Source organism: Sphingobacterium suaedae (assembly GCF_042684625.1).
Lineage (GTDB): Bacteria > Bacteroidota > Bacteroidia > Sphingobacteriales > Sphingobacteriaceae > Sphingobacterium > Sphingobacterium suaedae.
The window spans coordinates 42,430-60,147 of the sequence record NZ_JBHULR010000002.1; the positions used below are offsets into that span (position 1 = coordinate 42,430).

18 protein-coding genes are annotated in these 17,718 nt (G+C 41.6%); 7 read left to right on the forward strand and 11 right to left on the reverse strand.

Annotation, left to right across the window (positions count from 1 at the left end; translation table 11 throughout):
* Nucleotides 1–15: 15 nt before the first annotated feature.
* From secA to ACFSR5_RS02560, 5 genes are all read right to left on the reverse strand, one after another.
* Entirely contained in the window at nt 16–3,321 is a 3,306-nt protein-coding gene (secA, locus tag ACFSR5_RS02540) for a preprotein translocase subunit SecA (RefSeq protein ID WP_380900387.1), read from the reverse strand.
* Nucleotides 3,322–3,543: 222 nt separating this feature from the next.
* Nucleotides 3,544–4,422: a menaquinone biosynthesis family protein gene (locus tag ACFSR5_RS02545; RefSeq protein WP_380900389.1), complete on the reverse strand. Its 879-nt coding sequence runs from the start codon at nt 4,420–4,422 to the stop codon at nt 3,544–3,546.
* 47 nt (nt 4,423–4,469) lie between these two features.
* Complete coding sequence (locus tag ACFSR5_RS02550) at nt 4,470–4,733, reverse strand: hypothetical protein (protein ID WP_380900391.1); 264 nt, start codon at nt 4,731–4,733, stop codon at nt 4,470–4,472.
* A complete protein-coding gene (gene surE, locus ACFSR5_RS02555) occupies nt 4,730–5,512 on the reverse strand; it encodes a 5'/3'-nucleotidase SurE (protein WP_380900393.1) in 783 nt (260 codons plus the stop codon). The genes ACFSR5_RS02550 and surE overlap by 4 nt, the downstream gene beginning before the upstream one ends.
* A 262-nt stretch (nt 5,513–5,774) precedes the next feature.
* Complete coding sequence (locus tag ACFSR5_RS02560) at nt 5,775–5,963, reverse strand: CsbD family protein (RefSeq protein ID WP_380900395.1); 189 nt, start codon at nt 5,961–5,963, stop codon at nt 5,775–5,777.
* A 177-nt stretch (nt 5,964–6,140) separates the two neighbouring features.
* Here ACFSR5_RS02560 and kduI point away from each other — a divergent pair, with 177 nt between their 5' ends.
* The 3 genes from kduI to ACFSR5_RS02575 are packed head-to-tail and all read left to right on the forward strand — an operon-like array spanning nt 6,141 to nt 8,923.
* Nucleotides 6,141–6,989 (forward strand): 5-dehydro-4-deoxy-D-glucuronate isomerase, encoded by an 849-nt coding sequence (gene kduI, locus ACFSR5_RS02565; RefSeq protein ID WP_380900397.1) that lies wholly within the window; start codon nt 6,141–6,143, stop codon nt 6,987–6,989.
* Nucleotides 6,990–6,994: 5 nt separating this feature from the next.
* The gene (locus tag ACFSR5_RS02570; RefSeq protein WP_380900399.1) at nt 6,995–8,119 is read left to right on the forward strand and encodes a DUF4861 family protein; all 1,125 of its coding nucleotides are present in this window, start codon (nt 6,995–6,997) and stop codon (nt 8,117–8,119) included.
* A 39-nt stretch (nt 8,120–8,158) separates the two neighbouring features.
* The gene (locus tag ACFSR5_RS02575) at nt 8,159–8,923 is read left to right on the forward strand and encodes an SDR family oxidoreductase (protein ID WP_380900656.1); all 765 of its coding nucleotides are present in this window, start codon (nt 8,159–8,161) and stop codon (nt 8,921–8,923) included.
* Nucleotides 8,924–8,958: 35 nt separating this feature from the next.
* Here the strand turns inward: ACFSR5_RS02575 and nadD are convergent, their stop codons facing one another.
* From nadD to dnaN, 6 genes are all read right to left on the reverse strand, one after another.
* On the reverse strand, nt 8,959–9,537 hold the full coding sequence (nadD, locus tag ACFSR5_RS02580; protein WP_380900401.1) for a nicotinate (nicotinamide) nucleotide adenylyltransferase: 579 nt from the start codon (nt 9,535–9,537) through the stop codon (nt 8,959–8,961).
* Between the two features lie 3 nt (nt 9,538–9,540).
* Nucleotides 9,541–10,110: a guanylate kinase gene (gene gmk, locus ACFSR5_RS02585; RefSeq protein WP_380900403.1), complete on the reverse strand. Its 570-nt coding sequence runs from the start codon at nt 10,108–10,110 to the stop codon at nt 9,541–9,543.
* Between the two features lie 5 nt (nt 10,111–10,115).
* Entirely contained in the window at nt 10,116–10,991 is an 876-nt protein-coding gene (locus tag ACFSR5_RS02590) for a YicC/YloC family endoribonuclease (RefSeq protein ID WP_380900405.1), read from the reverse strand.
* A 24-nt stretch (nt 10,992–11,015) separates the two neighbouring features.
* Entirely contained in the window at nt 11,016–11,597 is a 582-nt protein-coding gene (locus ACFSR5_RS02595) for a CAP domain-containing protein (RefSeq protein ID WP_380900407.1), read from the reverse strand.
* 110 nt (nt 11,598–11,707) lie between these two features.
* Nucleotides 11,708–12,364, reverse strand: a complete 657-nt coding sequence (locus tag ACFSR5_RS02600) for a DedA family protein (protein ID WP_380900409.1) — start codon at nt 12,362–12,364, stop codon at nt 11,708–11,710.
* Between the two features lie 3 nt (nt 12,365–12,367).
* Nucleotides 12,368–13,489 (reverse strand): DNA polymerase III subunit beta, encoded by a 1,122-nt coding sequence (gene dnaN / locus ACFSR5_RS02605; RefSeq protein WP_380900411.1) that lies wholly within the window; start codon nt 13,487–13,489, stop codon nt 12,368–12,370.
* 120 nt (nt 13,490–13,609) lie between these two features.
* On the opposite strand from dnaN, the gene ACFSR5_RS02610 reads away from it, so the two are divergent.
* The 4 genes from ACFSR5_RS02610 (at nt 13,610) to lpxK (ending at nt 17,715) form a co-directional block, all read left to right on the forward strand.
* Complete coding sequence (locus ACFSR5_RS02610; protein ID WP_380900413.1) at nt 13,610–14,752, forward strand: DNA polymerase III subunit; 1,143 nt, start codon at nt 13,610–13,612, stop codon at nt 14,750–14,752.
* A gap of 11 nt (nt 14,753–14,763) precedes the next feature.
* Nucleotides 14,764–16,134, forward strand: coding sequence for a PSP1 domain-containing protein (locus tag ACFSR5_RS02615; protein WP_380900415.1), 1,371 nt, complete (start codon nt 14,764–14,766; stop codon nt 16,132–16,134).
* 94 nt (nt 16,135–16,228) lie between these two features.
* Nucleotides 16,229–16,669: a gliding motility lipoprotein GldH gene (locus ACFSR5_RS02620; RefSeq protein ID WP_380900417.1), complete on the forward strand. Its 441-nt coding sequence runs from the start codon at nt 16,229–16,231 to the stop codon at nt 16,667–16,669.
* The gene (gene lpxK / locus ACFSR5_RS02625; protein ID WP_380900419.1) at nt 16,669–17,715 is read left to right on the forward strand and encodes a tetraacyldisaccharide 4'-kinase; all 1,047 of its coding nucleotides are present in this window, start codon (nt 16,669–16,671) and stop codon (nt 17,713–17,715) included. The genes ACFSR5_RS02620 and lpxK overlap by 1 nt, the downstream gene beginning before the upstream one ends.
* The last annotated feature ends 3 nt before the right edge of the window (nt 17,716–17,718 follow it).

The window sequence follows — 17,718 nt, forward strand, 5'->3', positions numbered from 1 at the left end:
TTTCTTTAAAATTTATTAACTGTTTTTTCCGTGACAGTTTTTATATTTTAATCCGGAGCCGCATGGACACTCTTCATTGCGTCCTACAGTTTGCTCTTTACGGATAGGCTGTGTTACTTGCTGCTCTCGTGTATCTTTGTCTTCTTCAGAAACACCCGTTGGTGATGTTAACTCTGCCTTACTCTCTTTCACCTGTGCTGGCTGTGCAGGAATTGGACGTGCAGCTTGTATGTTCTGTGGCTGCTGCTGTTGTCCAGGAATATCACCCTTGAATAGGAAACTCACTATCTCCTTATTCATGGAAGCAAGCATGCTCTTGAACAGGTTATACGCTTCCATTTTATAGATGATAATCGGGTCCTTTTGCTCGTAAACCGCGTTCTGAACGGATTGCTTCAAATCGTCCATCTCACGAAGATGCTCTTTCCAAGCCTCGTCAATTAACGCCAATACAATGCCTTTTTCAAATGATTTGAAAACCTCCTTACCGTTAGATTCTACTGCCTTCTGTAAGTTCGTCGCAACTTGTATGCCACGAATGCCATCGGTGAAAGGAACAACGACATTCTCGATCATGGCGCCACGTTCCGCTAACACATTGGTTAACACAGGTAATGTCTGCTCAGCGATATGCTGTGCTTTAGCATGATAATGCGTGATAATCTGCTGGAATAATCTGTCTGTCAATGCTTCCAAGTTTGTTTGAGCAAACTCTTCCGCTGAAATCTCTGGATTAACCGCGAACAGACGGATTACTTCGATTTGAAACTCTTCGTAATTTCCTCCTTCTTTAGCTTCCGCTAAGATATCTTCCACAACATCGAAAATGGTATTGTTTAAGTCAACATCTAAGCGCTCGCCAAACAACGCATTTTTACGTTTTGTATAGATTACCGTACGTTGAGAATTCATGACATCGTCGTATTCGAGCAATCTTTTACGAATACCAAAATTGTTTTCTTCAACTTTTCGTTGTGCCCGTTCGATAGATTTGGTGAGCATGCTATGCTGCATAACCTCGCCTTCTTCTACCCCCATCTTGACCATAATGTTGGAGATCCGCTCTGAGGCAAACAAACGCATAAGATTATCCTCTAGCGAGACAAAAAATTGAGAAGAACCAGGGTCTCCCTGACGTCCCGCACGACCACGTAACTGACGATCGACACGACGAGATTCATGCCGTTCTGTACCAATAATTGCCAAACCACCCGCTTTAATGACTTCGTCCGTCAATTTAATGTCGGTACCACGACCCGCCATATTCGTTGCGATCGTAACCTGCCCCGGCCGTCCCGCTTCTGCAACAATGTCTGCCTCCTTTTGGTGAAGTTTCGCGTTAAGAACATTATGTTTAATACCCCGTAATTTTAGCATCCGGCTCAATAGCTCGGATATTTCCACCGATGTAGTACCTACCAAAACGGGTCGTCCCTCTTCTGTCAAACGTTGTATTTCGGCCGCAACCGCATTATACTTTTCGCGAGCTGTACGATAAATGAAATCTTGTCGGTCATCGCGCTGTATAGGTCGGTTTGTTGGGATCTCTACCACATCTAACTTGTAGATCTCCCACAGCTCGCCAGCTTCCGTAGATGCTGTACCCGTCATGCCGGAAAGCTTGTGATACATCCGGAAGTAATTCTGTAAAGTAATCGTAGCATAAGTCTGTGTCGCATCCTCCACCTTCACGTTTTCTTTCGCTTCGATCGCCTGATGCAATCCATCCGAATACCGACGGCCCTCCATAATACGTCCGGTTTGTTCGTCAACAATCTTAACTTTACCTTCGTCCACAATATACTGATCGTCGATCTCGAACAAAGTATATGCTTTAAGCAACTGGTTTATGGAATGGATACGTTCCGATTTAATAGAGTAGTCTCGTAATAGTTCTTCTTTTTTCTGAGCTTTTTCCTCAAGGGATAATTCCGATTTCTCGATATCTGCAATCTCGGAACCTACATCAGGAAGGATAAAGAATGTAGGATCTTCACCGGAAGCGGTAATCAATTCTATTCCCTTTTCTGTAAGCTCTACCTGATTGTTCTTTTCGTCAATTACAAAGTATAATTCTGCATCGACCTTAGGCATGTTTCGGTTCTGCTCTTGCATATAGTAATTCTCTACCTTTTGCAAGAGTTGTCTATGGTTTCCTTCCGACAAAAATTTAATCAACGCCTTATTTTTCGGCAAACCGCGAAAAGCCCGTAATAAAGCCATACCTCCACCTTCGACGTCACTTTCTCCAGCAGCAATGGCCTTTTTGGCTTCATTGAAAACGGTATTGATATACGCTTTTTGAGCATTAACCAATCGTTCAATACGTGGTTTCAGCTGATAGAACTCGTGTTGATCCCCTCGAGGAATAGGACCCGAGATAATAAGCGGCGTCCTCGCATCATCAATTAGGACCGAGTCGACCTCGTCAATCATCGCAAAATGTAACTTGCGTTGCACCATTGCGTCTGGTGTCTGCGTCATATTATCACGCAAATAATCAAAACCAAACTCATTATTAGTACCATAGACAATATCGCTCAAATAGGCTTTTCGCCGCTGTGGAGAGTTCGGCTGATGTTTGTCAATGCAATCCACACTTAACCCATGAAATTCAAATAACGGACCGTTCCACTCCGAGTCACGACGTGCTAAATAGTCGTTCACCGTTACGATATGCACCCCCTGTCCAGTTAACGCATTCAAATAGGTAGGCAATGTTCCGACTAATGTCTTACCTTCACCGGTTGACATCTCGGCTATCTTTCCCTGGTGAAGAACGATACCCCCGATCAACTGTACATCGTAATGAACCATGTTCCACGTGACCTCAGTTCCTGCTGCAACCCAAGTATTCTTCCAAATGGCTTTATCCCCAGATATAACCACATTTGGCTTCCTGGCTGCCAGTTCTCGATCAAAATCAGTCGCCGTAACTTCCAACTCTTTATTTTCTGTCAAGCGTCGAGCGGTCTCTTTAACCACAGCAAATCCTTCTGGGAGGATTTCCAATAATATTTCTTCTAACTTTTTATCTCGGTCTTTCGTCAACTTATCAACCTTCTCATATAATTCGGTCTTAAGACCCATGTCGACATCATCTTTATCCGCCTCAGCCTTCAGTGTGGTTATTTCTTGGTCGATGTCTGCTAAGTATTCGTTGATTCGGTTTTTAAAGGTGTTGGTCTTTTCACGCAGTTCGTCGTGTGTCAGTGACGACAGCTTCTCGTACTCTTCTTTAATCTTGTCTACAATAGGTTGTATGGATTTGATATCTCGCTCAGACTTGCTGCCAAATAATTTGCTTAAAAATTTCAACATAATATTTTTTTATCTCAGTTTACCGCCGTGCAATAATGGCTCCAATCCTATTTTGCAGACATTTTGGCACTAATCGGGCAAATTTACTTATTACATGTGATAACTAACAGGATTACAAGTTATTTTTTTATTTCGTATGCTCAGGACAGTGGTCTTTTTGAAAAAGACTTTCTGCCCTTGCCATATGCATCGGATCCAACCGAACAATAATGCATTGGTCAATCAACGGTCTGTCAAAAACAGGTTGTTCCGTATTGCAGGGATTACACCCGAAGCAATGGCTCTGTCAAACATCTGTCCAATAGCTTTTCGTCCATCCGTGCCAAGATCTTCAGAATACGCGTTTACATAGAGTTCAATATGTTTATACATGACCGCTTCTTCCATTTCTTGGGCATGCGATCGGATATAATCTATTGCTGACTTGGGATGTGCAAAGGCAAATCGCACACTTTCTCGAATCAAAGCATTGATTTTGAGCTTTAGCTCCTGACCCAAGCTTCGCTTTACCACAATCCCGCCCAAAGGTATAGGATAACCGGTCGTACGCTCCCAAAAGTCTCCCAAATCCACGATTTTATGCAATCCCTTTTCTTGATATGTAAACCGATTTTCATGAATGATCAATCCTAAATCAATCGTCCCAGCTATCAGCGACGATTCGATATCGGAGAAAACAAGTTCTATTTTATTTGCTAATTCAGGAAATGCCAGCCCCAAAAGAAAGTTTGCTGTTGTGTATTTACCCGGAATACCAATCTTTAATGCCTTCTGTGTCTCGTCCAAAGCTTGCCCGGACGCCAGAGCGGCCTGTAACCGCCGAGCAACCTCAGCATCTTTAGTGATAAGCAAAGGCCCAACGCCAAAGCCCAAAGCACTCCCAGCATCTAGCAACTCATAATCATCCACCGCATAAGCAAAGGCATGATAGCTCAGCTTCGTAATATCCAATTTGCCTTGAAAAGCTTGTTGGTTTAGCGTTTCTACATCTTGGTAAGAAACGTCGAATGCCAATCCCTCTGTATCGATTTTATGATGAATCAACGCATCAAAAATAAACGTATCGTTTGGACAAGGAGAAAACCCCAATGTTAATGTCATGATTATAACTTTTCGTTTATGCCTAGGATAACCCCGCCTAAACCTGTTTACATAGATAATTTGTGAAAATACAGGAACAAAACCATCGCCAAAAAGGTAACGAAAACAATTCCATTTGCCGTACGACGTTGGTCTTGCGCCGCCCTATAAAAGAAACGGACCAATATAAGGTTAACTGCCGCAGCTACCGCATAAATTAACGCCGGCTTTGTGGAAACGTGATAGGACAAGTCTGTATAAACCATCACAAGATAAGCTACAGCAGGGGCACAGACACCAATTGCCATACCTAACCAAAAACTGTTTTTCATGGCTTTATTTCGAAGTTCCAAGAATTCAACTCGGTAATGGTATGGTGCGCTGTCATATCAAATTGTGTTGGAACAACCGACACATATCCTTGACTTAACGCAAAAACATCCGTATCTTCCCCTTTATCCAACAATTGAAATTTCCCCGTCATCCAAAAATACTCCCGTTGATAAGGATCCAAACGTTCATCAAACTCTTCAAACCATTTCGCTGTTGCTTGCCTGCATATTTTTATTCCTTTTATTTTATGGCTTATGTGTGGAAAATTCACATTTAACAACGTGGCTTTCTGCAAACCGTTTTTGAGCACCTGTTGCGCTATTGCGCGAAGATAAGGACGACAGTGCGAAAAATCGGCCTGATGAGAAAAATCATCCAGTGAAAATCCAATGGAAGGAATACCTTCGATCGCCCCTTCAACAGCCGCCGACATCGTCCCAGAATAAAGCACATTGATCGAATAGTTCAATCCATGGTTAATCCCCGAAACGCATAAATCGGGCTTCTTTCCTTTGAAAATCTTATTAACAGCTAATTTCACACAGTCTACAGGTGTCCCCGAGCACTTATACATATCAACACCATCATACAAGTCTATCTTATCTAGACGCAGAGGCCGCCCGATGGTAATAGCATGCCCCATACCGGATTGTGGGCTGTCTGGAGCGACAACAACAACCGTCCCTATTTTCTGCATTTCTTCCAGTAAAACCTTAATCCCTGGCGCAGTAATTCCGTCATCGTTTACTACCAAAATGGTTGGGCTCTTCTTCGTCATAGTGCGAATTTAGAAAAAAGTGCGCAGAACTTCACCCACTCTCTACGCTTTTGTCTTCAACAAAGGACAACACAAGAACGACACTATCTAAGACTTGACTAAGAGCAAGAAATAGACAAAAATTACTATAGTAATACAAGAAAAATACGTCTTTTTAATCCATTTTTAGGAAGGATCTCGATTCCGCTCTTGGAAATTTATTAATAATAAATAGGAAGAGGTGCCAGAAACGAGCACCTCTTTTCTGATTAAGATAAAACCACTATCCTAAACTCTTCAACCAATCGACCACTTCTTCTCTCGTTTTACCTAACTTCTGTTGGATTCTCCCCAACAACTCGTCGTCTTTTCCCTCCTCATATTTCAGATCATCATCTGTCCAATCGGCGTACTCTTGCTTTACTTTTCCTTTAAGTTCGTTCCACTTACCTTTTAAATCTAATTTATCCATAGTTTCTTTTTTTTCTATTTAAATAAACAAATGGCAAAAAGAAAAGTTTGTTAATCTTGCAAATGCCGTTGTTGTCCTCCATGTGATCTTTGGCAACGTTTCCGAAGATTCACTACCTATTCCGGCGAATAAGCCTTATCTTAGACTAATTATCAATCTTTGTTTATTTTAATTATTATGAGTCACACTATTTTCGAAAGTAGGTATGCCATCGGACCAAACGAAACCAAATCGCTAGACACCCAGGGCCTTCGTGAAAACTTTCTTATAGAAACCGTGTTTGAGGCAGACAAAATTCACTTTGTATACACGCACTACGACCGCTATATGGCTGGCGGCGCAATGCCCGTTGAGGGTCCTTTAAAATTGGAGACAATAGACGAACTTTTGAAAGAGCCATTCTTTTTGGCTCGTAGAGAATTGGGCGTAATCAACGTAGGTGGCGCTGGAACCATAGAGGTAGATGGTACAACATACGAAATTGGCCACAAAGAAGCCTTGTATGTGGGTAAAGGAGCGAAGGAGGTCATATTCAGCAGCAAGGATGCATCGAATCCAGCAAAGTTCTATTTAAACTCAACTCCTGCACATCAATCATACCCCACTAAACAGGTAACCAAAGCAGAGGCAAATAAAATAGAACTTGGTTCGTTAGAAACTGCCAATCATCGTACCATCAATCAAATGCTATTAAACAAGGTCGTGGATACCTGTCAATTACAGATGGGCATGACCGAACTTAAGCCAGGTTCCGTATGGAACACCATGCCATCCCATACGCACGATAGACGTATGGAAGTATATTTTTATTTTGAAGTGCCAGAGGGTCAGGCAGTATCTCACTTCATGGGACCAATTAACGAAACAAGACATATATGGATGCAAAATGAACAAGCTATCATTTCTCCTCCTTGGTCTATACATTCCGGTGCTGGAACAAGTAACTATACGTTCATTTGGGGCATGGCTGGTGAAAACCTAGACTATGACGATATGGACAAATGTGCGATCACCGAACTACGATAACCAGGATGAGCAAGATTTCTCTGCTGCTCTTGGCCTGCAGTATGCTTTCTTCTGCAAGTTTTGGACAAAAAAAGATCAGAGTGTCCAATACACTGGATATGCCCAGACAGGAGATTATCAGCATCCCATATGTCACCTTCACCAAGCATTTTGGTGTAGACTCGCTGTTTCGTGTGACTTCCGAGGAAACAACGGAGCAAATGCTCCACCAATTAGAAAAACTCGGAAAGCAAACTCCACAATACGTATTGATCGCCGTGTCCGTACCCGCACAGTCGACCATGAATCTGATCGTAACTGCAAGTGAAAAAAAACCTTCCTTCCCTCAAAAAACGTTCGCTCGTTTCGTTCCGGAACGGTTTGATGATTTCGCATGGGAAAATGATGTTGTCGCTTTTCGCATGTATGGAAAAGCATTGGAAGGACGCGCCGACAATGCACAGGGAACGGATTTTTGGGCAAAACGCACGGAAAAACTGATCATTAATAAATGGTACCTGGAGAATGATTACCATACCGACCATGGTGAGGGATTAGACTATTATGCAGTAGGACAAACGCTGGGCGCCGGAGATCTTGGACTTTATCTGGGTGATAGTGTTCGCTATACGAAACATTATAGAGCGTACGAAGTTCTTGACAACGGCCCGATACGGACCACATTCAAACTGACATTCGAACGAGAAAATATCCACGGACAGAACATCTCCGTTGTAAAAACGATTTCACTAGACGCCGGACAACACTTCAATAAAATAGTACTCGCGATCAACAATGAGCAGGCAAAGAAAACGCCAATTGTTGTTGGGCTTGTAAAACGATCGGAAGAGCGACCAATATACTTATATAACAAAAAGAATAAGGCCCTGACATATTGGGAACCGGATATAAAAAGCCATGGACAAACTGGAACCGCGCTGATCATTCCGGAAGGAAAAGTCCATTTTATAGCGGATGACAAGAAGCAATTTTTACTCCGAACAACGGCGACCAATGGGAAACCTTTTGTCTATTATAGCGGTGCTGCATGGAACAAAGCGGGAAAGATAACTTCAGCAGAGTCTTGGCAGGAAAACGTACAAAACAGGGCGTCACAAATGAAAGAACCTCTTCAGGTAACGTTACAATAAATACTTGATTTTTTAATTTTTGAATTTATCACTATGTCTATTTTAAATACATTCGATCTTTCTGGAAAGGTCGCTTTAGTTACTGGATGCAAACGGGGGATAGGAAAAGCCCTGGCAGAAGCACTAGCGGAAGCTGGCGCAGATGTCATCGGCGTATCCGCTACGTTAGAGCTGGAACATTCAAAGGTTGCACAGGCAGTGGAATCTTTGGGAAGAAAGTTCTACGCTTATCAATGTGATTTTTCAGACCGATCATCTTTGTATGCTTTTATTAACCAAGTAAAAAAAGATCATCCGGTAATTGATATTCTATTTAACAATGCCGGAAACATCCTGCGCAAGCCGGCCGCTGAGCATCCCGATACATACTGGGACGAAATCATCGAAATAAATCAGAACGCACAGTTTATTTTGACCCGCGAGATCGGAAAAGAGATGATTTTACGTGGAGCCGGAAAAGTAGTGTTTACCGCTTCGTTACTTACATTTCAAGGAGGAATAAATGTTCCTGGGTACGCGGCATCCAAGGGCGCCATAGGTTCATTAACCAAAGCTTTTGCCAACGAATGGGCCAGTAAGGGCGTCAATGTCAATGCCATTGCTCCCGGTTATATTGCAACGGATAATACAGAAGCCTTACGCGATGATCCGGACCGCTCTGCTTCTATTCTCTCTCGTATTCCTGCTGGCCGTTGGGGCGAACCTCAAGATTTTAAAGGACCGGCTGTATTCCTAGCCTCGAAAGCGTCCGATTATGTGCACGGTACAATCTTGACGGTAGACGGCGGATGGATGGGACGTTAACTAACAAAGGGAGCGAAAATGTGCTCCCTTTCCTTTTAAAGGGAATAAAGTCCCTTTTTTTCTATAAACTCAATTACGTTGTCAGGGGTATAAAAACGAATATTTTTCTTGTCTCGAATCGACTTTCGTAAAAATGTAGACGACAGCTCCAAAAGCGGCGTATCTGTTAGTTGAACGGCCGGATGATCTTTCAGAATGCCACCGTCGTATCCGGGTCTCGGATAAACCACAATGGGATAATCGCGAAGAATAATATCGGCATTCTTCCATTTGGGCAAACCCTCCAGGTTGTCTGCTCCCATAATCAAAGCGAATTCTTTCAACGGATAACGTTCCCTTAGGTGGGTGAGCGTGTCGATTGTGTACGACGGTTGTGGCAAATTAAATTCAACGTCCGAGGCTCGTAATCGATCTTCACCATCAATGGCCAAGTTCACCATTTCCAGTCGATCATACATGTTTCCCAAGCTCTTTTTTTCCTTAAATGGATTATGGGGGGAAACGACAAACCACACTTCATCTAGATCTGTAAAATTAGTCATGTAATTGGCTATGATCAAATGACCCACATGGATCGGATTAAAAGAACCAAAAAACAGACCTACTTTTGACATATTCTAGTTCGCTAAAAAATCTAAAACAAGCCTTTCGGCTTCCTCACATGCCGTGTCCAAATCGAAATTATTAAGGACAAGATCAAATTTACCGGAATAGGTTAGCTCAGAAGCTGCTTTTGCGAAACGTTCTTGCAATTTTTCTTCCGAATCCGTACCACGTCCACGCAAACGCTCCTTCAAAACCTCCAAAGACGGTGGATTCACAAAAATAGACAATGCTTGTTCCGGAAATTTCGACTTTAACCGAACACCGCCTACGACATCGATATCGAAAATAACTGACTTGCCGGATTTCCATATACGCTCAACTTCCTTACGCAGTGTCCCGTAAAAGGTACCGGAATACACCTCTTCAAATTCAATAAACTCCTGTTTCGCGATCTTATGTAAGAAATCGTCTTTGCTGATAAAATAGTAGTCTTTACCGTCAACCTCTCCTTCTCTTGGTGGTCGTGTACTCGCCGAAATCGAGAAGGCTATTTTATCACCATGCTTAGCCAATAAACGCTTCACGATCGTCGTTTTACCAGCACCTGATGGCGCAGAAAATATAATTAATTTGCCACTCATCTTTCCTATAGCACGTTAAGCAATTGTTCCTTAATTTTTTCAAGTTCTTCCTTCATACGCACAACGATCTGTTGAATATGGGCATCGTTAGCTTTGGATCCTAGTGTATTAATTTCCCTGCCCATTTCCTGCGAGATGAACCCCAGTTTCTTTCCATTTGAATCACTCGCATTCAAAGCTTGGATAAAATAATTGCAGTGACTTCGTAGCCGAACCTTCTCCTCGGTAATGTCGAGCTTATCAATGTAAAATATGATTTCCTGTTCAAAACGGTTCATATCCACGTTTTCTTTCCCAACAGTCTCGTCCAAATAGTGGTGTATTCGCTCCCGGATAAGCGGAATCCTGTTCCCTTCCACTCGCTCCACTTCTGTCAGATGAGTGAGAATAAGCGCTACACGAGCCTCTAGGTCGTTTTTCAAGATTTTTCCTTCGTCCTGACGAAAAGTATTGAAACGCTCCACCGCATGATAGAAAGCATCCATTAGAACCTTTCCTTCTTCTTCATCCACGACGTCCTCATTAGACGTCACCACCTCAGGCATATTTAACGCCATTTCAAATAGAGCTGCATTTTTTTCTCCTACCTGAAAGGCTATTTCCTGTAACTGTTTATAATATTTCGTTAATAACGCACCATTAATAGATGACGCTTTTGCTGTTTGATCAACATATTCAACCGTCACGATCACGTTCACCTTACCACGTTCAATCAACTTGCTCGATTCAGAACGAATACTAAATTCCCGATCAGACACCGCTTTCGGCAACCGAAGACTCAGCTCAAGAAATTTGGAATTCAGGGATTTTAACTCGACGGTATATTTTACCTTCCCATTCTCCTGAGAACCTATACCATACCCTGTCATGGATTTTATCATATGCAAAGGTATGAAAAAAATCAACTACCAATCATGCTTGGCGATAATTACACTTAAGTATGTCTGATAAGCGGAACCGTTTGGAACACGAACAAAACCGATTCCAATATCGTATAATGAACCATTCCACGCATCCATACCTAATACGTGCTTTCGATGCATAAAGCCGGGTGATCCACGACCGATAATAAATGCTTTAATTCCGTCCACGGCAGACGCATGATTTGCCGCTATGGACTCAAAATTGTTTGCCGAACGCTTTTTTGTCCAATCTTTATTTAGCGTGTAACCGGCCTTGACAATATAATAGTTTGGCCCAATACCTTCTGGATTAGTATGGTCAAAATAATTTCGTTCAGCCATATCCCTAGCCCTATACTCCGCCACACGTGCCAATTGATTGTTCCATCTCAATCTTATCTTAGAAACCTGCGACGAATCAAAACGGACACCCAACTGCCGCATCATTTTTGTAGGGTTAGACCGGAATGCCATTAAATAGGCGAAGGCTTCCTTGGCTTCCCGCTTTTCAACATATACTCGCTTACGTTGTCCATATAAAAAGTTAACAAAAAATACCAATAGAAAGATCCAAATGACACGCATATACATTTTCGTTTAAAAAATAGACTTCACTCGTCATCTAACGTTTAACGATAAAATTATTATATATGCGGTTCTGTATTCGGTTCCTCTACCATCAAAAAAAGGAAACATTATGCTTCCTTCTTCTTCGTATTCATTTTTTCTTTGGCGACCTCTATGAGTGGAGGTAATAGCGAGAGCAATATAATTGCAAAAATCACAATGGTAAAGTTATCTTTGATAACGGGTAGTCCTCCGAAAAAGTACCCAATAAACAAAAACCCGGTCACCCATAAAATAGCGCCCACCACATTGTATGAGGCAAACTTTTTATAGGACATCGATCCTACCCCAGCGACAAATGGAGCAAAGGTCCGCACGATAGGAACAAAACGCGCATAAATAATCGTCTTCCCCCCATATTTCTCGTAAAATCGCTCAGTCTTCTCCAAGTACTCCTTCTTCAAGAATCGATATTTTCCACTAAATGCTTTGGGTCCAATGTACTTTCCAATATGATAATTGACCATATCTCCTAGTATTCCGGCAACCATCAACAAAACCCACATCAAAAAGATATTCAAATCGGTTTCTGGTTTGGCTATAATCGCTCCTGCAGCAAATAATAAGGAGTCTCCCGGTAAAAAAGGAGTAACGACTAAACCTGTTTCCGCAAAAATAATAAGAAACAGAATAAGGTACGTCCATGTTTGATAATCGTTTACAATCTCAACAAGATGCTTGTCGATGTGTAAAACAAAATCGATAATTGAATATACTATTTCCAAGGCTTAGATATTATTTAACATAACTGGCATGACCAACATCAAAATATCTTCGTTGTCTTCCTTAATAGCTGGTATCAATAACCCTGCCCGGTTAGGCGTGCTCATCTCGATAACAACTTCGCTTGAACTCAGATTATTCAACATCTCCACTAAGAATTTAGCGTTGAAACCGATTTCCATATCCTGCCCCTCAAACTGACAGCTCAACCGTTCATGAGCTTCATTAGAAAAGTCGAGGTCTTCCGCCGAAATATGCAGTTCACTTCCGGAAATTTTCAGTCGAACTTGATGTGTCGTTTTATTAGCAAAAATCACGACCCGACGCAACGTATTGAGAAACAAAAGTCTATCTACTGTTAATTTATTCGGATTGACCTGTGGGATAACAGCTTCATAATCTGGATAACGCTCATCAATCAGCCGGCAAATAAGATGTATATTTCCGAACTGGAAAAACGCATTGGTATTATTGTATTCTATGGAAACAATCGTATCATCCGATGGCAAAGACGATTTTAGCAACGTAAGTGCTTTTTTCGGTAAAATTAACGATGTCGGTTTTTCAGAACCAATGTCCGTACGGCGATAGCGTACCAATTTATGCGCATCCGTGGATACAAAAGTGATATTTTGTTCGGCGAGCTGCACCAAAACGCCAGACATTGCCGGCCGGAGCTCATCATTACTCACGGCAAAAATTGTCTTGTTGATCGCTTCTGCAAGAATAGATGCTCCCAACGTTACGGTTGAGACATTGTCGACAACTGGAATTTTAGGAAAATCGTCTGCGTTCTCACCACTAAGCTTATATTTACCGTCACCAGCGCTTATCTCAATGGCCAATGTATTCGTATCCACCGAAAACGCGACAGGCTGATCAGGAAGTGTCTTTAATGTTTCAATCAAAATCTTAGAGGGCATGGCAACTCTTCCTTCTTCCTTCGCCTCAATTTGTAAAGAGGTGACCATGCTTGTTTGAAGGTCCGTCGCAGAGATCGTTAACAAATTATCTTTGATCTCGAACAAGAAATTTTCAAGGATGGGAAGGACCGTACTACTACTCGATGCCCCGCTAATTGCTTGTAATTGTTTTAATAAAATTGACGTGGATACAATAAATCTCATTTCCTGAATTTTATAGATTTTTATATGCAATATTACAGAAAAGAATCTACATTTTCTAAACTACCTCCGTGTTAATTCTCATCACAAACTAATTAATTAGTACATTTGTGGCATCAAAATATGCAGTTTAAAGATATCATCGGTCAAGAGCACACGAAATCTCATCTTATACAGACGGTTAAAGACAACCGGGTGAGCCATGCTCAACTTTTTCTTGGACCGGAAGGCGCTGGTGGCCTTGCTTTGGCCGTCGCTTATGCGCAGTACATCAATTGCGAAAATAAGCATGCAAACGATAGCTGCGGGTCTTGCAATTCCTGCAATAAATATCAAAAACTTATTCACCCTGACCTACACTTTTCCTATCCCTTCTTTGCAAAGGGAAAAGACGAGGTTGCTGTCACCTATATCGAAGAATGGAGAAAGTCCTTCTTAGCCAATCCGTATATGGGATTAGATTTTTGGAGAAAAAATCTTGATGCTGAAAACAAACAAGCGAATATCAATATCGCAGAAGCACACGATATCATCAAAAAATTAAGTTTAAAAGCATTTGAAGCAGAATACAAAGTCCTCATCATGTGGCTACCTGAATTTTTAGATGTTCAAGGAAACGCTTTGCTTAAACTTATTGAAGAACCCCCAGCCAAAACGTTGTTTTTGTTAGTTGCCGAAAATCAGGATCGAATATTAAACACGATTATTTCTCGTACGCAGCTCATTAAAGTGGCTAAGCTAGATCACGACGCCATCAAACATTATTTATGCATGGAGAAAATGGTGCTGCCGCAACGAGCAAACGAGATCGCCTTTATTGCAGACGGCAATTTACAGGCCGCTTTGGATTTGTTGGAAGAAGACACAAACCCTTATTTTGAACTTCTTCTTGCCTGGTTGCGCTGTATTGTGACAGATGCCGGATTGAATATCATTCGAATGTGCGAAGAGGACTTCCCGAAATTAGGCCGTGAAAATCAAAAAAATTTCTTACTTTATGCCATTCATATGTTGCGACAGATTATACTGACACAACAAGGAGTGCAAAGTCTCGTGCTTTTACAGGGACAGGAGCTGGATTTCGTTCAAAAATTCAGCGAAAATTTCAAGTCGGAACAATTGGAATGGACAATCGATCTATTGGAAAAAACACACTACAAAGTAGAGCGGAATGCCAATCCTAAAATTTTATTTTTAGATTTATCTTTACAATTAGTTTTAATATTTAAATATCAAACGTTCCCTCAAGGGACTCAATATATATAAAGGAGGAAAATATGGGATGTGGCAGTTGCTCATCCGGAGGCGGGTGCGGTAGTAGTTCAGCTACTACAGGAAAAACCCCTGCAGGATGCCAAAACAATGGTTCTTGCATGACTAGCGGATGTAATAAATTAGATGTATACGATTGGCTGTCCGATATGGATTTGCCATCTAACTATAAACCTTTTAACATTGTGGAAGTAAGATTCAAAGGATCTCGTAAAGATTTTTACGTGAATACCGATAATCTATACTTAGAAATGGGCGAAATGGTTGCTGTGGAACCAACAACTGGTGGGTACGATATTGGACACGTATCATTGACAGGCGAACTGGTACGCTTACAGCTCAAAAAGAATAACCTCACCGCCGATTCGGTTTTAAAAAAAATATACCGAAAAGCCAGTGAAACGGATATCCAAAAGTATAATATAGCAAAAGATCTGGAATGGGAAACAATGCACAAAGCCCGTAATCTGGCGCTTGAATTGGGGTTATCCATGAAAATTTCTGACGTCGACTATCAAGGAGATAAAACCAAAGCGACCTTCTACTATACCGCAGAAGGACGTGTGGATTTTCGTGAATTAATCAAAAGAATGGCTGAGGCCTTTCGGATTCGCATAGAGATGCGTCAAATCGGCATGCGTCAAGAGGCCAGCCGACTTGGCGGCATTGGATCCTGCGGCCGTGAACTGTGCTGCTCTACATGGTTAACAGATTTTAAAACCGTTTCTACTGCTGCCGCCAGATATCAAAATCTGTCGCTGAACACACTTAAACTTGCTGGGCAATGTGGTAAGCTTAAATGCTGCCTCAATTACGAGCTTGACAGTTATATGGACGCATTACGGGATATTCCTACTAATGTTGATCGCTTAGATACCGAAGGAGGCACTGCGTACCTTCAAAAAACAGATATATTCAAAAAAATCATGTGGTATTCTTATCCTGGAGCGGAGAACTGGATACCATTAGAGGTCAGCAAAGTCCGCGACTATGCGGAAATGAACAGGGGTGGTAGAAAGATTCAGGATATAAAAGTAACAGTAGAAACCAAAGAAATACAAAAACCTGTATCCTACGACTACGAAAATGTGGTCGGACAAGATTCTTTAACCCGATTGGATGACAAAAGCAAACGGAAGAAAAGAAAGAAATCCAAGACGAAAAGAGAAAGCTCCGTAGAAAATAAAACTGCAGAAGTAAAAAAAGGAGAGCCCAGAAAAACAGAACCAAAAGAGAGCAAAGGACCAGATTTGATTGCAACTTCCGAGGAGACAAAACAAGCTTCCGCCAACAGGCCTAAAAAGAGATTTAATCGGAATAAAAACAGAAACAAAAATAAACCCAGTGAAGGCAATCCTGGAGGAGGGGCGTCATAATAGCCGCTGTTAAACAAAAAGACACTTTTGCAGACGGAAATTCTCGGGAGCTTTTTAGATGTATGATCGCATGAAAATGTTAAAGCCGTTTGTTATGGGAATGGTCACTATGCTAGCGTTAGCATGTGGTGACCAGCACTTTTTTGAAAAAAATGTAGCAATACCGAACAGAAGTTGGAATTATAGCGAGATGCCAAAATTCGAAGTGGCCATTACAGATAATAAAGCGACATACGACATCTGGATCAATGTCAGGAATACAGGCGAATATAATTACGCAAACCTATTTCTACTGGTACACGAGAATGGTCCTAAACTACGGGATACAGCTTTCCGATATGAATTAAAACTAGCGGAAGTTGATGGACGATGGACCGGAAAAAGTGCGGGGTCACTATATGAAAACCAATTACTGCTGAAGGAAAATTTTTCCTTTCCTGATACCGGAAAATATACGTTTGCTGTAGAACAAAATATGCGGGAAAATCCATTACGGGATATAACCGATATTGGAATCAAGATCAAAAAACGGTAATGATCACCTTCGTGCGTTGGCTACTTTTTCCTTTTACCTTGCTTTACGCGAGCATTGTTTGGTTTCGAAACAGATTATTTGACGTTGGTTGGATAAAGAGCACATCCTTCGATATTCCTGTGGTGATCATTGGCAATCTCGCAGTCGGTGGCACGGGTAAGAGTCCTATGACAGAATATATATTACGCATACTGAACAACGCGGTCTCCGTAGCTGTCTTAAGCAGAGGCTATGGAAGAAAAACAAAAGGATTTCGCTGGGTAAAGGTGTCAAACAACGCAACGGAAGTTGGGGATGAACCTCTACAAATAAAGCGAAAATTTCCAGATACCCCAGTCGCTGTATGCGAAGACCGCGTGTTTGCGGTTAAACAGTTGGAAAAAAATCACCATGCTGTACTACTAGACGATGCTTTTCAGCATCGGGCATTAAGGCCCTCATATAGCATATTACTCTTCGATTATCAGTCTCTACTAGGACCTATCATACCCTTACCCACAGGTAATTTTAGAGATCTATTAAAAGAAAGCAGGCGTGCCGACATCATCGTAGTTACAAAATGTCCAAACAACATAGACCCAACAAGTCTATTGCACATAAAGACTCGATTAGAAAAACACACGGCAGCAACGATATTCTATGCGAATATAACATATATGCCGATCCGTAATGGGGCTGGCGAGATTATATCGGCAGATCAGCTTTCAAAGATGGATGTATTAGCAGTGACTGGTATAGCTAATCCCTCTCCCATGCTTCGTTTTCTTGAGCCGAAGGTCAGACAACTCAAACATATTTCTTTTCCTGATCACCACTCGTTTTCAACGGCAGATCTACAGCGGATCGATCAGACATTTGTGCAGATAGATTCCGAACATAAAATGATCGTCACCACGGAAAAAGACTACCAGCGTCTTCCTGAGTCTTTTTTAAAAAAACTTCCGATATATATCCTCCCCATCGAACAGCGAGTACTATTTGGGCAATCTGAACAATTTGAACAACTTATAAAACAAGCGTTTGAAAGATACAGAAGTGTTAATTAATAT

What these genes read in the sequence shown, in the direction of transcription:
- secA (WP_380900387.1), bottom strand. Translation starts at nt 3,321, where the DNA reads ATGTTGAAATTTTTAAGCAAATTATTTGGCAGCAAGTCTGAGCGAGAT.
- ACFSR5_RS02545 (WP_380900389.1), bottom strand. Translation starts at nt 4,422, where the DNA reads ATGACATTAACATTGGGGTTTTCTCCTTGTCCAAACGATACGTTTATT.
- ACFSR5_RS02550 (WP_380900391.1), bottom strand. Translation starts at nt 4,733, where the DNA reads ATGAAAAACAGTTTTTGGTTAGGTATGGCAATTGGTGTCTGTGCCCCT.
- surE (WP_380900393.1), bottom strand. Translation starts at nt 5,512, where the DNA reads ATGACGAAGAAGAGCCCAACCATTTTGGTAGTAAACGATGACGGAATT.
- ACFSR5_RS02560 (WP_380900395.1), bottom strand. Translation starts at nt 5,963, where the DNA reads ATGGATAAATTAGATTTAAAAGGTAAGTGGAACGAACTTAAAGGAAAA.
- kduI (WP_380900397.1), top strand. Translation starts at nt 6,141, where the DNA reads ATGAGTCACACTATTTTCGAAAGTAGGTATGCCATCGGACCAAACGAA.
- ACFSR5_RS02570 (WP_380900399.1), top strand. Translation starts at nt 6,995, where the DNA reads ATGAGCAAGATTTCTCTGCTGCTCTTGGCCTGCAGTATGCTTTCTTCT.
- nadD (WP_380900401.1), bottom strand. Translation starts at nt 9,537, where the DNA reads ATGTCAAAAGTAGGTCTGTTTTTTGGTTCTTTTAATCCGATCCATGTG.
- gmk (WP_380900403.1), bottom strand. Translation starts at nt 10,110, where the DNA reads ATGAGTGGCAAATTAATTATATTTTCTGCGCCATCAGGTGCTGGTAAA.
- ACFSR5_RS02590 (WP_380900405.1), bottom strand. Translation starts at nt 10,991, where the DNA reads ATGATAAAATCCATGACAGGGTATGGTATAGGTTCTCAGGAGAATGGG.
- ACFSR5_RS02595 (WP_380900407.1), bottom strand. Translation starts at nt 11,597, where the DNA reads ATGCGTGTCATTTGGATCTTTCTATTGGTATTTTTTGTTAACTTTTTA.
- dnaN (WP_380900411.1), bottom strand. Translation starts at nt 13,489, where the DNA reads ATGAGATTTATTGTATCCACGTCAATTTTATTAAAACAATTACAAGCA.
- ACFSR5_RS02610 (WP_380900413.1), top strand. Translation starts at nt 13,610, where the DNA reads ATGCAGTTTAAAGATATCATCGGTCAAGAGCACACGAAATCTCATCTT.
- ACFSR5_RS02615 (WP_380900415.1), top strand. Translation starts at nt 14,764, where the DNA reads ATGGGATGTGGCAGTTGCTCATCCGGAGGCGGGTGCGGTAGTAGTTCA.
- ACFSR5_RS02620 (WP_380900417.1), top strand. Translation starts at nt 16,229, where the DNA reads ATGGGAATGGTCACTATGCTAGCGTTAGCATGTGGTGACCAGCACTTT.
- lpxK (WP_380900419.1), top strand. Translation starts at nt 16,669, where the DNA reads ATGATCACCTTCGTGCGTTGGCTACTTTTTCCTTTTACCTTGCTTTAC.